General features: G+C 36.5%; 18 protein-coding genes. 11 read left to right on the forward strand and 7 right to left on the reverse strand.

The genetic code is table 11. The features are described from left to right. The 4 genes from MHI10_RS17885 to hemE form a co-directional block, all read right to left on the reverse strand. Positions 1-954 carry a YncE family protein gene (locus MHI10_RS17885; protein WP_340787817.1) on the reverse strand — a complete coding sequence of 318 codons (954 nt, stop codon included), beginning with the start codon at positions 952-954 and terminating at the stop codon, positions 1-3. A gap of 682 nt (positions 955-1,636) precedes the next feature. After that, positions 1,637-3,073 (reverse strand): protoporphyrinogen oxidase, encoded by a 1,437-nt coding sequence (gene hemY, locus MHI10_RS17890; RefSeq protein WP_340787818.1) that lies wholly within the window; start codon positions 3,071-3,073, stop codon positions 1,637-1,639. Between the two features lie 11 nt (positions 3,074-3,084). After that, the gene (gene hemH, locus MHI10_RS17895) at positions 3,085-4,017 is read right to left on the reverse strand and encodes a ferrochelatase (RefSeq protein ID WP_340787820.1); all 933 of its coding nucleotides are present in this window, start codon (positions 4,015-4,017) and stop codon (positions 3,085-3,087) included. A 30-nt stretch (positions 4,018-4,047) separates the two neighbouring features. Next, positions 4,048-5,100: a uroporphyrinogen decarboxylase gene (gene hemE / locus MHI10_RS17900; RefSeq protein WP_340787822.1), complete on the reverse strand. Its 1,053-nt coding sequence runs from the start codon at positions 5,098-5,100 to the stop codon at positions 4,048-4,050. A 205-nt stretch (positions 5,101-5,305) separates the two neighbouring features. Between hemE and MHI10_RS17905 the strand changes: the two genes are divergently transcribed. From MHI10_RS17905 to MHI10_RS17920, 4 genes are all read left to right on the forward strand, one after another. After that, positions 5,306-5,812: an antibiotic biosynthesis monooxygenase family protein gene (locus MHI10_RS17905; protein WP_340787824.1), complete on the forward strand. Its 507-nt coding sequence runs from the start codon at positions 5,306-5,308 to the stop codon at positions 5,810-5,812. Positions 5,813-5,928: 116 nt separating this feature from the next. Continuing rightward, positions 5,929-6,480, forward strand: a complete 552-nt coding sequence (locus MHI10_RS17910; protein ID WP_340787827.1) for a chromate transporter — start codon at positions 5,929-5,931, stop codon at positions 6,478-6,480. Continuing rightward, the gene (locus MHI10_RS17915) at positions 6,477-7,004 is read left to right on the forward strand and encodes a chromate transporter (protein WP_340787830.1); all 528 of its coding nucleotides are present in this window, start codon (positions 6,477-6,479) and stop codon (positions 7,002-7,004) included. The genes MHI10_RS17910 and MHI10_RS17915 overlap by 4 nt, the downstream gene beginning before the upstream one ends. Positions 7,005-7,101: 97 nt before the next feature. Continuing rightward, complete coding sequence (locus MHI10_RS17920; RefSeq protein ID WP_340787833.1) at positions 7,102-7,947, forward strand: flagellin N-terminal helical domain-containing protein; 846 nt, start codon at positions 7,102-7,104, stop codon at positions 7,945-7,947. A gap of 26 nt (positions 7,948-7,973) precedes the next feature. On the opposite strand, the gene MHI10_RS17925 is transcribed toward MHI10_RS17920, so the two are convergent. Both MHI10_RS17925 and MHI10_RS17930 read right to left on the reverse strand, forming a co-directional pair. Further along, positions 7,974-9,152 carry an ABC transporter permease gene (locus MHI10_RS17925; protein WP_340787834.1) on the reverse strand — a complete coding sequence of 393 codons (1,179 nt, stop codon included), beginning with the start codon at positions 9,150-9,152 and terminating at the stop codon, positions 7,974-7,976. Further along, positions 9,136-9,885: an ABC transporter ATP-binding protein gene (locus MHI10_RS17930; protein WP_340787835.1), complete on the reverse strand. Its 750-nt coding sequence runs from the start codon at positions 9,883-9,885 to the stop codon at positions 9,136-9,138. The genes MHI10_RS17925 and MHI10_RS17930 overlap by 17 nt, the downstream gene beginning before the upstream one ends. Positions 9,886-9,990: 105 nt before the next feature. Here MHI10_RS17930 and MHI10_RS17935 point away from each other — a divergent pair, with 105 nt between their 5' ends. From MHI10_RS17935 to MHI10_RS17960, 6 genes are all read left to right on the forward strand, one after another. Beyond that, positions 9,991-10,410, forward strand: a complete 420-nt coding sequence (locus tag MHI10_RS17935; protein WP_340787839.1) for an HIT family protein — start codon at positions 9,991-9,993, stop codon at positions 10,408-10,410. A 130-nt stretch (positions 10,411-10,540) separates the two neighbouring features. Then, positions 10,541-11,074, forward strand: coding sequence for a tryptophan transporter (locus tag MHI10_RS17940; protein WP_340787840.1), 534 nt, complete (start codon positions 10,541-10,543; stop codon positions 11,072-11,074). Positions 11,075-11,203: 129 nt separating this feature from the next. After that, positions 11,204-11,572: a YtxH domain-containing protein gene (locus MHI10_RS17945; protein WP_340787843.1), complete on the forward strand. Its 369-nt coding sequence runs from the start codon at positions 11,204-11,206 to the stop codon at positions 11,570-11,572. A gap of 185 nt (positions 11,573-11,757) precedes the next feature. Further along, a complete protein-coding gene (locus MHI10_RS17950; protein WP_340789280.1) occupies positions 11,758-12,312 on the forward strand; it encodes an HTH-type transcriptional regulator Hpr in 555 nt (184 codons plus the stop codon). Positions 12,313-12,758: 446 nt separating this feature from the next. Then, on the forward strand, positions 12,759-13,301 hold the full coding sequence (locus tag MHI10_RS17955) for a DUF3267 domain-containing protein (RefSeq protein WP_340787846.1): 543 nt from the start codon (positions 12,759-12,761) through the stop codon (positions 13,299-13,301). A gap of 46 nt (positions 13,302-13,347) precedes the next feature. Next, entirely contained in the window at positions 13,348-13,533 is a 186-nt protein-coding gene (locus MHI10_RS17960) for a hypothetical protein (protein ID WP_340787848.1), read from the forward strand. A gap of 216 nt (positions 13,534-13,749) precedes the next feature. On the opposite strand, the gene MHI10_RS17965 is transcribed toward MHI10_RS17960, so the two are convergent. Beyond that, positions 13,750-13,848 (reverse strand): YjcZ family sporulation protein, encoded by a 99-nt coding sequence (locus MHI10_RS17965; RefSeq protein ID WP_083493702.1) that lies wholly within the window; start codon positions 13,846-13,848, stop codon positions 13,750-13,752. Between the two features lie 142 nt (positions 13,849-13,990). Here MHI10_RS17965 and MHI10_RS17970 point away from each other — a divergent pair, with 142 nt between their 5' ends. Continuing rightward, complete coding sequence (locus MHI10_RS17970) at positions 13,991-14,839, forward strand: peptidylprolyl isomerase (RefSeq protein ID WP_340787850.1); 849 nt, start codon at positions 13,991-13,993, stop codon at positions 14,837-14,839. Positions 14,840-14,863 lie beyond the last annotated feature (24 nt).

Raw genomic sequence — 14,863 nt, forward strand, 5'->3', positions numbered from 1 at the left:
CTATCCCTCCCTCACAAGCAAATGAAATGGTCCTTTTCCTGTTTGCACCTTTTTTTGTATACTTCTACTTTTTATAAAATAAATCGCATGATCATCATAGCCTGCTACAACGAGTGAATCTTTAAAATGTGCTACAGTAAATGGATTCGCACCTATTTCAAGCTGCCACATAATTGTTCCATCTCCATTCACCACATATAAAATATTTTCCCCATGACTAACAACCGCAATTTCATTATCCTTTTGAGAGAAACCAACTGGCATTAGCGGCATCGGGATTTCCTTTAACTTCTCACCTGTTGATTGTGCATAAATATCAACGGTTTGATTGGGACTACTGCCTTCACCATGCCCACCAATCCATAATTCATCTCGACTATTAGGAATGACCAATCCATGCGATGATTTTGGTATCTCCCACTCTTCTAAGATGTCCATTGTTTCAGTAGAAATGACCGAAAGAATCGTGTCTTTGTAATTAATCACATATAACTTGCCATCACTCACTAACATTGACATTGGATAATTACGAAGCTTCACTGTATGCTGCAATTTCCCTTTCGTCGTGTAACTTGTAAGTTCATTTGTTTTACTATTCGTTATAAATATTTTTTCCGATTGGTCATCAAAATAAGCGTTCGTTACACCTAATCCTGTTTTGACTTTTTGCAAAGGCCTTCCCGTAGAAAGCTCATATAAATCCGCTTCTGCCAGTTGATGACCATACAATAATATAGCATCCTTACCAATTAATACGGCACCTGTATATGCTTTTTCCAAAGGCCATAAAGCAATTTCATTCGCTGATTGATCAAAAAACGTGATGGATGGCTCTAATAAATTGACCGATGCGACGAATGATTGATGTGGATCAACGCGATCGAAACGGTCATCCGAACAACCCGTAAGTATTATGATGAATAGAAAATACAAAATGAAATGAGCTCGTTTCATAATGCGCCACCTCACTAATAAGCGTACTAAATAATTGTGAAATTTGCATGAAAGACATGAGATAAAATTGTGAACATATTTTTACATACGAAATAACTTGATACAATTAATTAAAGAATCCATCATTAATAATCCTTTCTAATAAGGGGGAAGTTGATTTCCATTCCGGGTCGGACGCTTTCCGCGGGCACGGCTCCAACTAACTTTTTTCGCACGTGCTGTTCCCTCAGGAGTCGCCTCCCCTTCATTCCAATCAACTTCTTCTATTCAAGTTTCTACGACTAAAACTCTTAATCAATTTTTCGAATATGATGTTAGTTTTTCGCTACTCAATATTTTTATTGAAATACAAACTCGACAAAAGAATTAGAATATTCCTTGCACAATGGGCAAAATTTAGCAAGAATGACGCCGCCTCCCACGGCAAGCGGCAAAAAATGCAGAAAGTTTTTGAAAGGCAAAACTTTAAATAGGCTGGCCTTGCACAAAGCACAAAGATGAGTCGTACAGATTTGTGCAACAAATCAGTGCGCCTCATGTGCTTAGCCAGCCTAAACTTGAAAAACTTTATAAGAACATTTATATCATTAGGATAGATTCTTTGGTTATACTTATATGGTTAAAAAAAATGCTGTACTAAAAGGATTTTTCCTTTAGTACAGCACCCTCATTTAGATAAAATTTACGTAGTAACCGGCAACTCTAACAGTTCTTGAATTACTTTGTCTGCCGCTTGTTTTCCCTGTGTCACACAGTCAGGCACACTAATTCCTTTATACGAACTTCCGACAAGATGAATTTGTGGATATTCTTTATGAAATTGTTCGTCCATTTTTTTCATACGCGCTTCATGACCGACCATATATTGCGGCATCGATTCTTTCCAACGTGCAACGACCGTAAAAATTGGCGAACTCGTTAACCCAACAGCCTTTCGTAAATCTTGCAGGACAATTTTCTCAATCTCGCTATCCGAAAGCTCAACAATCGATTCATCCCCTACACGCCCAATATAAACACGCAATAAATCATGACCTTCTGGCGCTACATTATCCCATTTACGATTATTCCACGTACATGTCGTAATCGCAAAATCACTATTGCGAGAAACAAAGAAATTTAACGTATCTGTATACTTTCTCATTTGCCCTTTTTTAAATGCCATTGTGACCGTTGCAATCGTTGCATAATTCATAGGAGGGATTTGCTGCATTGCTTCTGAATCACTAAATATTTTTTTCGTTACGTTAAATGGCGTTGTGACAACGACCATATCTGCCCGAATCGGTGCACCGCTATTTAAATTAACTTGATATGTACCATCTGATAATTTTTCAATGGCATCTACTTTAATTCCTTTTAAAATGGATTGGTCAGCAAGTTCTTTTTCCAGTGCTTCCACCAATGTTTCAAGACCATTATTAAACGATTCATAATGTATTTCACCTTGGCCACCATCTAACGCATAAATCCCTCGCCCTGTCTTTTTCATCCCTAAAAGTAAACTACGATAATCTTTCTCTAACTGGTAAAATTGCGGGAACATTGATTGCATACTTATATGATCGACATCTCCTGCAAAGGTACCTGCAAGCACAGGCTCTACTAAATTCTCTACGACTTCCTTACCAAAGCGTCGTTGGAAGAATTCACTTATTGGCTCATCTGCTTCATGGCGAAGTTTTGGTAAAAATAAATCTCCTGCCGCACGAATCTTACCACTTAAAGAAAGTACACTCGATGTCATATACGAGAAAATATCAGGTGACCCCCCGAGCAATAAATTACCCGGGATTGGATGAAGTTCGCTACCAATTGCAATGTATGTTCGACCATCTTTATTTTGAATCATTTCATGTTCGATATTTAATTCACGTGCCAACTCGCGGACACTGCTACTTGTATCAAAAAACGATTCGGGGCCACGTTCAATAATAAACCCATCTTTTCGTACTGTATGGATTTTTCCCCCTAAACGTAGAGACGCTTCACTTAATACTACATCTAAAGGTAAATTTTGCGCCTTCGCTTCTTGCTGTAAATAGAATGCCGTCGTTAAGCCTGTGATTCCACCGCCAACGATAACAACCTTTCGTCTTTTTACTGTCACCTTCATCATCACTCTCTATCTTAATTCGCTAGTTTTTTATTAATCGCATCTACCATCGCATCGATAAATAACGGATGCGTATTCGGCATCGTTGGACGATAATAGCTAGCTCCAATTTCATCACAAACGACTTTGCACTCATAATCGTTATCATAAAGAACTTCTAGGTGCTCTGTTACGAAACCAACCGGCGTGTAAATAAATGCGTTATATCCTTTTTGTTCAAATAAATCTCTCGTTAAATCTTGAACATCCGGTCCTAACCACGGCTCGGGTGTTTGACCTGCTGATTGCCAACCAACGACAACATTTTCAATTTCAGAAGCTTGTTCAATTAAATTTGCTGTATCCACTAATTGTTGTTCATACGGATCACCAGCTAATTTAATTTTTTCTGGTAATGAATGATTTGAAACGATTAGACAGCAATTTGTCCGTTCTTCTTCTGACATTTTAGCTAATTCACCATTAACTGCTTGCTTCCAAAATTCAATAAATTTCGGTTCATCATACCAAGCTTCCACAGAAGTAATCTTTAATGTGCCACCTAATTTTTCAGCTGCTTCGATTGCACGGCCATTGTATGATTTCACTGAAAACGTCGAGAAATGAGGTGCTAAAACAATGGAAACAGCCTCAGTAATTCCTTCGTTAACCATTGCCTCAACTGCATCTTCGACAAATGGCTCGATATGCTTTAATCCGATAAATACTTTATACTCGATTTCATCTTGTACTTCGTTTAAACGTGCTCCAAGGGCTTCTGCTTGTGCAACGGTCATTTTAGCAAGTGGTGAAATCCCACCAATGGCACGATAGCGCGCTGCTAGATCATCAATATGTTCCTGAGACGGTTTGCGACCGTGACGAATATGTGTATAATAACGTTCGATATCTTCTTCTTTATACGGCGTACCGTATGCCATTACTAATAAACCACGTACTTGTTTCATGCCTTCTCACCTCTATCAAGTTTTAAACGATTAGCCACGCTTTGCCATTTGTTCGCGACTGTATTCATGTACAAAAGTCGTTAAGCGTTTTAAGACAGCTGGACTTACATCTGGGAATACACCATGTCCTAGGTTGAAAATATGGCCGCCTTTATGTGCTAATCCTTGATCCACGATATCTTTAGCTCGCGCTTCTAATGCGTTCCAATCTGAAATTAATAATGTCGGGTCTAAGTTACCTTGTACCGCTTTCGTTACACCACGCGCTCCTGCTTCACGAATTGGTAAACGCCAATCCAAACCGACAACATCAATCGGTAAATCATGCCACTCATTCACTAAATGAGATGCGCCTACACCGAATTGAATTAATGGAACATTTAATTGTCGCAACTCACCAAAAATACGTGTCATTACAGGCTTAATAAAAATGCGGTAATCTTCAACATTTAAAGCTCCAACCCATGAATCGAAAATTTGAATCGCTTTTGCGCCAGCTTCTACTTGAGCCGTAATATCTGCAATAATCATATCTGCTAACTTATCCATTAATGTAAACCAAGCTTTTGGCTCAGATACCATAAATGATTTCGTTTTTGCATAGTTACGACTCGGACCACCTTCAATCATGTAGCTTGCAAGTGTGAATGGTGCACCACCAAAGCCAATTAGCGGTACATTCAACTGTTCTTGTGTAAGCATTTTAATCGTATCCAGTACAAAAGGTGTATGCTCTTTCGCATTGAATTCACCTAACTTTTCCACATCCGCAACTGTCCGAATCGGATTTGAAATAACTGGGCCAATTCCTGCTTGTATTTTCACGTCAACACCAATACCAGGTAATGGCGTCACAATATCTTTATATAAAATCGCTGCGTCTACATTATATTGATCAACTGGTAAACGTGTTACATATGCACATAGTTCAGGTTGCATCGTAATTTCTTCTAGTGAATATTTCTCTTTAATTTCACGGTACTCCGGCTGTGAACGACCTGCTTGGCGCATAAACCAAACGGGAGTATGTTCTACTTCCTCACCGCGAGCAGCACGTAATAATGTATCATTAAATTTTGTCATAAACTCATCCCAACCCCTTCAGATTGCTTATAAATTTGTTATTATATCGTCAATGATATCCATCATGACTATAAACTGTTCGAATAGTATTGTATAGTTTTCTCATACAAATGTCATAAAATTGTTCTTTCTTACGTCCGCTTTTTGACAAATAGGTTGAACTTCAATATAAATGGAAATATTAGATTAAAAGGAGGTTGTCTTAATGAATTTTTATATTACATCCGGAACACCCGATTTTATGGAAAAATTAATTGCTAAAAACCACAAAGAACCACTCATTTTATTACACGGAAACGGAAATTCAGTTGTGCTTCATGAAAGTCCAAAAAAATCAATTTTTGCCGTCCCACGCAAATTTGAAGTTTTAGGTGAAATGGGGCAATTCGAGCAAAAAGGGTATTTCACTTTTTACAATATGCCGATTTTATCAGATGGTCGTCCCTTGTTTGAGAAAACCATTTCAGATACCATTACGTCATTGAAAAATGATAGTACAGTCATTGCCTATCGTTTTTTACGACCGATTAAAGAAGATACGTACCTTCTCATCATCCAGTGGGTAGGGCCTGCGTCATTTGATGTTTGGAAAAATAGCCAAAATTATAAGGAAACAATTGCTCCGATTTTAGAAGGCAAAGCCTCGATTATTCAATCCATGTTCGATACTTCATTTTATATGACAACTTACAGTGCACCACCAAAAGAGTAACGCTCTGTAATTTCATATCTTTTTTTAAAGCTACGATTGTATTTCGTAGCTTTTTTCTATAAAATTGGTATTTACAGAATATTTAGATACTCGAAAATTTTTGGGAGGGTCATTCATTGAATTTGCAACTTCAAATTTTTATTGCTTTTTTTAGATCTGGCATTTTAGGTTTCGGTGGTGGTCCTACGACGATTCCACTCGTACATAAGGAGGTCGTAACGAATTATGAATGGATGACGGATGAAGAATTTTCAGATGTCATTTCAATTGGCAACACATTGCCAGGGCCAATTGGTACTAAAATGGCGGGCTACATTGGTTATCGTGTCGGTGGCTGGCTTGGACTTATTACTGCATTAATTGCAACTGTAATCCCTACAGTAATTCTTATGATTGTTTTGCTTAGCACGCTTAAACAATTTAGCGAATCCAAATTTGTTAGCGGAATGACAAATGGCGTTATCCCAATTGTGGCAGTTATGATGGGCGTGCTTACTTGGGATTTTATGAAAAAAGCAAAAACATCACTTGGTTTGAAAATTGCTAGCTTGATTTTTATTTTGAGCTTTATTGCAATCGCACTACTAAATATTCACCCAGGGATTGTCATTGCTGTTTTGCTTGTTTTAGCACTCGCATTACCTGTTAAAGGAGCTGATGCCTCATGACTTATCTCCAATTATTTTTAGCCTTTTTTATTTCGAATATACTTGGATACGGCGGTGGTCCTTCTATCATCCCATTAATTGAAAATGAAGTTGTGGATAAGTATGGCTGGATGACAAACACAGAGTTTAGTGAATTAATTGGATTTGCGAATTCCTTACCCGGTCCTATTGCAACTAAATTAGCAGGCTCTATCGGATATTCTATTGCAGGTGTTCCAGGTAGTGTGATTGCGCTCTTTGCAACAATTGCTCCTTCGCTAATATTGATGCTCGTTTTATTAAATCTACTATTTAAATATCGACATTCTACTCGTGTAAAACGCTTATCCAGTTTCGTTTTACCAGCAATTACGGTCTTATTACTAACGCTTACTTTTGATTTTTTAAAAACATCATATGATTTAATCAATATCATTCCAACGGTGTTATTAGTAGTTGGTAGCTATTTTACATTGGAAAAATATAAAATCCATCCTGCTTTTGTTATTTTGACTGGGCTTATTATTGGTGGACTATTCCTTTAAAACAGAAAAGCCTCCATTTTATTTCCATATTTATTCAAAAATTTTTATTACTCGTCGATATATATTGAAAGTTCTTTTTGTGAGGTGATAAGTAAATATGCGAATGGGTAGTTGGATGGCGACGGGTTTAACGATTTATAATAGCTATAATCGAAATTATAATGCGATGAATAAAGCACTTTTGAGAATTTCGACCGGCTATCGGATAAATAGCGCGGCGGATGACCCAGCAGGCTTGGCCATTTCCGAAAAAATGCGCGCACAAATTCGTGGGCTCAATATGGCGGGGAAAAACATTCAAGATGGTATTTCAATGATTCAAACAGCGGAAGGCGCGTTGAATGAAACACATGCCATCATTCAGCGGATGCGTGAATTATCGGTGCAAGCTTCGTCCGATACGATGACAGATGAAGATCGTAAACTGATTGATATTGAATTCCAAGAGTTAAAAAAAGAGATTACAAGAATTTCTAAAGATACCGAGTTTAATACGCGGACACTTTTAAATGGTGATTACAAAGATAAACCTTTAAAAATTCAAGTTGGGGCAAATAGTGGGCAAAACATCGATATTTTTATTGGTGAGGTTAGCAGCAATTCTCTAGGCTTGGACGATTTATCGATTGCCACACGCGAAGATGCCGAAAAATCGCTTTCTGCACTTGATGATTCGCTTAAACAAACGTCAATGGAACGAGCTCGCCTTGGTGCTTACCAAAATCGGTTAGAGCATGCTTATAATGTGACGATGAATACCGCTGAAAATTTAACGGATGCCGAGTCACGTATTCGAGATGCCGACATTGCAAAAGAAATGATGAATTATACAAAAGCGAGCATTTTAATGCAAGCAAGTCAATATGTCATGCGCCTGCATATGCAGCAAGCATTTTCTATTTTACAATTACTGGATACGGGCATTAAAAAGAAGGACCATTAGCTTAACTCTAGCTAATGACCCTTCTTTTATTTCGATAATCTGATTGTCAGTTCGCTTACTAGTATAATTACAACTGGGATAATAAAAAATTGCGGCTGCATGATCGCACAAATCGTCACAATGATTGCCTGTTTTATAGCAAGTAATCGGACCAATTTCGTAACCACTTGTTTTCGCGTTTCTCTCGGGATCGGATACAGCATATCCATACGGAATTCCCCTGCTGATAACAGCGCATACTTCAATTGCAAAGTCGTAGCAAATGCTAACGCACCGACAACAATCCACGTGACAAATGGAATGTTGACAAACATCGCAATAATTGCGGAAATAGCAGTCAAACGAACCCATAAATAAAAGTGGTCATCCGTTCGAATGAAAGTACGGAATACAAGATACGCCTGGGTGTTTTCCTTTTTATAAGGAATCCATTTATAAGCGATATCTAACCAAGCTCTGCGCTTAATAGACCCTTTTAAATGGGGCACTTCCGTAAAATAATTCGCAAAACGATAAAAGCCCATCATCCGATTTTGTTCAAGCTTAATAAAATGTTCGTAAGGAACCGGTTGATTTTTCATCTTTTTGTGCAATGTCATGACATAATAGGCAAGCATAATTAAAAAGAGTATAGCAAAAATGCCATCTGTTAATACCGTTTGAATTGCTAAAATTGAAATAACTGCCCGAACAAGTCGGTCCATCCAAATAGCGTGTCCGCGGTTTACATAACGATACGCAAACTCACTACGAACATTTAAAAACTTCAAAATGGCAACGAACAATACCCCGAACCATATTTGCTTCGTCGTTAGCACCGTCACTTCTTTTAACAACGGAATTGTGATGATATAAATGACTGCTGGCAATAAAACCTGAGACCAAAACGTCCAATTTTTCGCCTTTTTAAAATACTGCGGCATTTGAGATTCTAGTGGCAGTAAATATACTTGATCCGGTTCTTTCAATAGTGTAATAGGACGGCTAAGTGTAAGTATACAACCGACAAGTATTGCCACGAGCCACTCTGCAGGGAAATCATTTTGCACTACTTTTAGCCATTCGCTATATTGATAGCCACCCGCGCCAATAATAAAGACAAAAACAATGGCAATATGTCCCGTAAATACGAAACGCATATACTTCATAATTTCGCCTATATAATGCTCAAACCGCTTCGCCCAAACACTATGCATGCTGTTCATTGTCTTGCTCCTTCGTCATCGCAATATATAAATCATCGAGGGTCGCATTTGGCATTTGGAATGCTTTACGTAAATCGTCCATCGTTCCTTGTGCACGGACACGCCCCTCATGAAGTAATATAATGCGGTCACAATGCTTTTCGGCGGTCGATAAAATATGCGTCGACATTAAAATAGCGGCTCCAGCGCGTTTTTTCGCGTCCATTTGATCCAACAATGATTGAATGCCAAGTGGATCAAGTCCTACAAATGGTTCGTCAATAATGTATAAGCTTGGATTGACTAAAAACGCACACATAATCATTACTTTTTGACGCATCCCTTTTGAGAAATGCGATGGGAACCAGTTTAAACGTTTTTCCATTCGGAACTCTTTAAGTAATACTTCTGAACGTTCCGCCAAAGTTTTTTCATCTAAACCATAAGCCATTGCCGTTAATTCTAGATGCTCTCTTAATGTTAGTTCTTCATACAATACAGGTGTTTCAGGAATATAAGAAAAACTAGAACGATACTGATCCATGTTTTCCTTTAATGTCACACCATTTAAGCGGATTTCGCCTGCTCTCGGCAATAATGTCCCGATAATATGTTTAATCGTCGTACTTTTCCCCGCTCCGTTTAACCCGATTAATCCTACTAATTCCCCTTTTTTCATTTCAAAAGATAAATCTTGAATTACAGGTTTACGCGTATAGCCACCTGTTACATTTTGTACGTGTAAAATTGTCACAGTCGTCACTCCTCTTTATATAATGTATTTTATCAAAAAAGCCAAAAATATTCAGTTCACATATGGTAAAATAGAGAAAATCTTTCTTATAAGGAGTCGAGCATGATGAGTGATTGCCTATTTTGTAAAATTATTGACGGTCAAATTCCAAGCTTAAAAGTGTATGAAGATGAGCAAGTATTTGCGTTTATGGATATTATGCCATTAACGAAAGGTCACACATTACTGATCCCTAAAACGCATTGCAAAGATTTATTTGAAATGCCGGAAGAAGTGGCACGTAATTTATATGCAGCTGCACCAAAAGTGGCCAATGCGATTAAAGCAGCGTTTAATCCGGTAGGCATGAATACGGTGAACAATAATGGTGAAGCAGCTGGACAAACGGTATTCCATTACCACCTCCATCTTATTCCACGCTACGATGAAACAGATGGTTTGCAAGTGAAATGGAATAGTAGACAAGCTGAATTCCCTACTGAAGTTTTAACTGCAATTGCAGGGCAAATTAAAGAAAATATATAAGATTAACTACTTAATAGGATTGCAATTTCCTTCAACATTGCGTACAATCATGTATAAGTTTTCGCTAATGGCAATGAGTGCACATTAGGAGAACCAAATTAGCTTAGAAAAGTTAGAGGAGACGAGACAGATGAATACAAAAAATTTAGTTTTAATGGCGCTTTTAATTGGAATTGGGACGGCACTATATATTGTGATCCCAGGTATCGTACAAGGAATGAAACCAGATTTCATATTAACGATGATGTTTATTGGGATTTTACTATTCCCTACATTTAAGGAAACTTTCTTATTAGGGTTAAGCTCTGGTGTTCTATCAGGATTATTTACTACTTTCCCTGCAGGATTCCTACCGAATGTAGTTGATAAATTTGTAACAGCATTTGTATTTCTAGCGATTGTGTTAGTAATTAAAAAATTAACTACAAACTTAGCCGTTACAACAATTTCAGTCGGAATTGGTACGTTAATTTCAGGGACAATTTTCTTATCTGTTGCATTATTTGCAATGGGAACAGATGTGGGCTCACCTTTCTTGATTTTATTTTCTGGTGTTGTATTGCCAGCAGTAGTATTCAATGGTGTGGCGTTCATCATCATTTACCCAATCATCCAAAAGTTAGTGAAGCGTTCTAACTTCCAAACTTCATTGTCACAAGCATAATTCTCGAAGCTACGAAGCTATAATTTAATAGCTACGTAGCTTCTTTTTCATTTGCTCATTTCATGGTTTAATATAAGTAGTTTATGGAAATTACTTCATGTACATATTTAAAGGAAAGGACGACACAAAATGCAAACAAAAACATTTTTAATTGGTTTATCTGCTGGATTAGTAGGAGGTGCAGCTGCTATTTTATTATCTACTCCCCAATCGGGTACACAGCTTCGCAAAAATATCACAACAAATTTAGCGAGCGCCAAATCCAAGCTTGCAGATTTGGCTTCTGAAATCGGCAATGTGAAACAATCGATATCCACTCTTTCTTCAGAAGCCCAAAATAACATGCCTAGTATAATAAATGACTTAAAGGTAAGTTTGACTCAGTTTAAACAAGAAATCGAACCTGAAACTTTTACTTTAAAACAAGAAATCGAGAAGTTACAGAATTCTATTAGTGAAATCGAGAAAAATATCCCTTCTAATAGAAATAACGAATAATAATGTAGCTCGAAGCGATAGGTAAAAAGAAGTGCATCATATCATTTTTATTGCGATTTAAGCCCTTTAAATATCTTTTTTTATCATTTATCAGTCAATTACCAATTATTTAATTTTTCTAACTTTAAACTTTATTCTTTTATTGCTATAATATTTTCAAAACATACAATGGAAAGAAGAAGGTGATTGCTTTGTCTGATGAATTATACACACAGAAAGAGGCTATGTTATTTAGCCAACGAATTGCACAGCTATCTAAAGCGCTTTGGAAAGCTGTTGAAAAAGATTGGCAAACATGGATTAAACCCTATGATTTAAATATTAATGAACATCATATTTTGTGGATTTCCTATCATTTAAAAGGCGCTTCCATTTCTGATGTTGCTAAATTCGGCGTTATGCATGTATCGACTGCTTTCAACTTCTCTAAAAAGTTAGAAGAGCGTGGTTTGTTAACGTTTTCAAAACGTGATGATGATAAGCGCAATACTTACGTAGAACTTACACCAAAAGGCTCCGAGCTGATTTTACGAATGTATGAACATTACCATGATACAGAGCATTCAATTTTAGAAGGCTCATTACCATTAAAGGAACTTTACGGAAGGTTTCCTGAGTTTTTAGATGTTATGGCGGTTATTCGTAATATTTATGGCGAGGACTTTATCGAAATTTTCGAAAGATCCTTCCAAGATTTTAAAGATACATTTAAAGAAGTAAAACATACTACTCCAATCTAATAGAAGTGAAAAAAAGAGTGTCTCGTTACACTCTTTTTTTCAATTGAGATATATTGTACGACTGCCTCTAATTTATGTAGTATGATGGGAAAACATACACAATCGATTTAAACTATATATGTTGCACTTATGAAACAATCATCCAATTAGAATGAAAATCTAATTAAGAAAACGTCGCCTCCCACGGCAGCGACGCACCATGTGCAGAAAGTTTCAGATTGCCGACTTTTAAATGGAGGCTGGCCTTGCTACATGCGCACAAAGATGAGTCGTACAGATTTGTGCAACAAACCTGTGCGCCTCATGTGCTTAGCCAGCCTTAACTAGCGAATACTTTAATTAGAAGTTTTATGAGAACACTTACATGAAAGGTTAGAATCTTTTATTCAACCTATATAGATTTATTTTTCATTCAATTCATTACGTTACATGTTAGGAGGATATTCGTGCATTGTTGGAAAACAATTAATATTGAGCGTGAATATGGTACAGCAAGAATCTATATATTGGCTTGTCTTGTTTTTATTTTAGTGTTTTGCTTTTCTTATATTGCATTGAGCTTTCAATTTATTGCGCGTCATGAAGCTCATTATTTATGGTTAATCATATTAATCACCCCATTCATTTATCCAATTCATAAAGCGCTGCACTATTTCGCTTTATTTAAACACCGAAAATCGATTGGTTTTCACTTTAAAATCCGTTACATTTTTATTCCGATTATTCATATGCAATTGCAACAGAGCATTTCTAAAAAATTGTATATATTTACATTACTCACACCGTTTATTTTAATTAACACCGCACTTGTGATTGGAGGTTTATATATCCCTCAATACGCTCATTATATTAGTTTTTTATTGGCTTTTCATTGTTGCATTTGTTTAATGGATATTTTATATGTTAAACATTTAATGTCAGCACCAAAGAATGCTATAATCGAGGAAACACCTAGAGGCTATGAAATTCTTGTACCTTTGAACTTATAAAAGGTACTTCATACACATTTTAAGATTGTAAGGGGGAGGAGTAAATTTGCTATTACTAATTGTCATTCTATTTTCAATTTTATACTTGTTCCAAATTAATCGGATGACAGCTGCTCTTTGTATTCAAAAAGACATTCCTGAAGAAAAGCAGCCAAAAATATTCCGTACAATTAATATACTCATTACGATTTTATTGATTTGTTTATATGTAGAAGTTTTAATGGCCGTATAGTATTCCATTACGCCAAGGCTAACTCTCATTCAGATTTTGGAATATACTTAGGCTAGAGTATTCAATCTTATTGCTGAATGAAAATTAAAAAGGTGCACACATTAAAGTGAGCACCTTTTTTGCATCTCATTTACCAATGTAAATTAAAATGGGTATTCCTCAATTTTTTAAAAAATCCATGGAATCATCATTTGCTATATCTATCCATTTTTTAAATTAGTAAATAAACGCTGCACCTACGATGATCAATAAAATGAACAATACGACTAATAGTGCAAAGCCTGAGCCAGAACCATTATAGCCTCCGCCACCCATCACGTCACCTCCCATCTATCATCTATCGTATGCACGTTGCTTGGTAAAACTTAGGCAGTTACTGCATGCAACCATTTTGTTTTTAAATCGTTTATGTTATAGTAACTAATGCATTCAAAGAAAGTTAGGAGCGTAAAGAAAAATGAAAAAATCACTTTTTGCATTAACATTAGCGGCTTCAATCGGTTTAGCAGCATGTAGTAATCCTGGCGATGAAGTAGTTGTGTCAACAAATATTGGCGACATTACTCAAGAAGACTTTTACAATCAAATTAAAGAAATCGCTGGTAATGAATTATTACAGCAAGTAGTAATTGAGAAGATTTTAAACGAAAAATATGAGGTAACAAAAGAAGAAGTTGAAGAAGAATTTAACGGTGTTAAAGAACAATTAGGCGAAGGTCTAGAAGCAGCTTTAGCCCAAAGTAAATTAACTGAAGAAGGCTTAAAAACAAATATTCGCATGAGTATTTTACAACAAAAAGCAATTGCGGATGTTGAAGTTACAGATGAAGAAATTCAAGCATATTATGACCAAGCGAAACAAGAGTTAAATGCTCGTCATATTTTAGTTGAAGATGAAGCAACAGCTAAAGAAGTAGCTAAAAAACTTGAAGCTGGTGAAGACTTTGCTACAGTAGCGAAAGAATTTTCAAAAGACCCTGGTTCAGCTGAAAAAGGTGGAGAATTAGGCTGGTTTACAGTTGGTATGATGGTACCAGAATTCAATGACGCTGCATATGAACTTGAAGTAAATAAAATTAGTGAGCCTGTTCAAACAGTTAATGGATTCCACATTATCCAAGTAACAGAGAAGCGCGATGTGAAAGATTACGGAACTTTAGAAGATAAGAAAGAAGAAATCCGTGAAGTAATCGCAGCTTCTAAAGGCGACTGGGATACAAAAGTAGCTGAATTACTGAAAGAAGCAGATATTAAAGTAAAAGATACTGACTTAAAAAATGCCTTTTCTGGTATTGAAGCAAAATAAATCTACAAAATAAGACACAGCTTG

It is taken from the genome of Solibacillus sp. FSL K6-1523, from assembly GCF_038005225.1.
Taxonomy (GTDB): Bacteria; Bacillota; Bacilli; order Bacillales_A; family Planococcaceae; genus Solibacillus.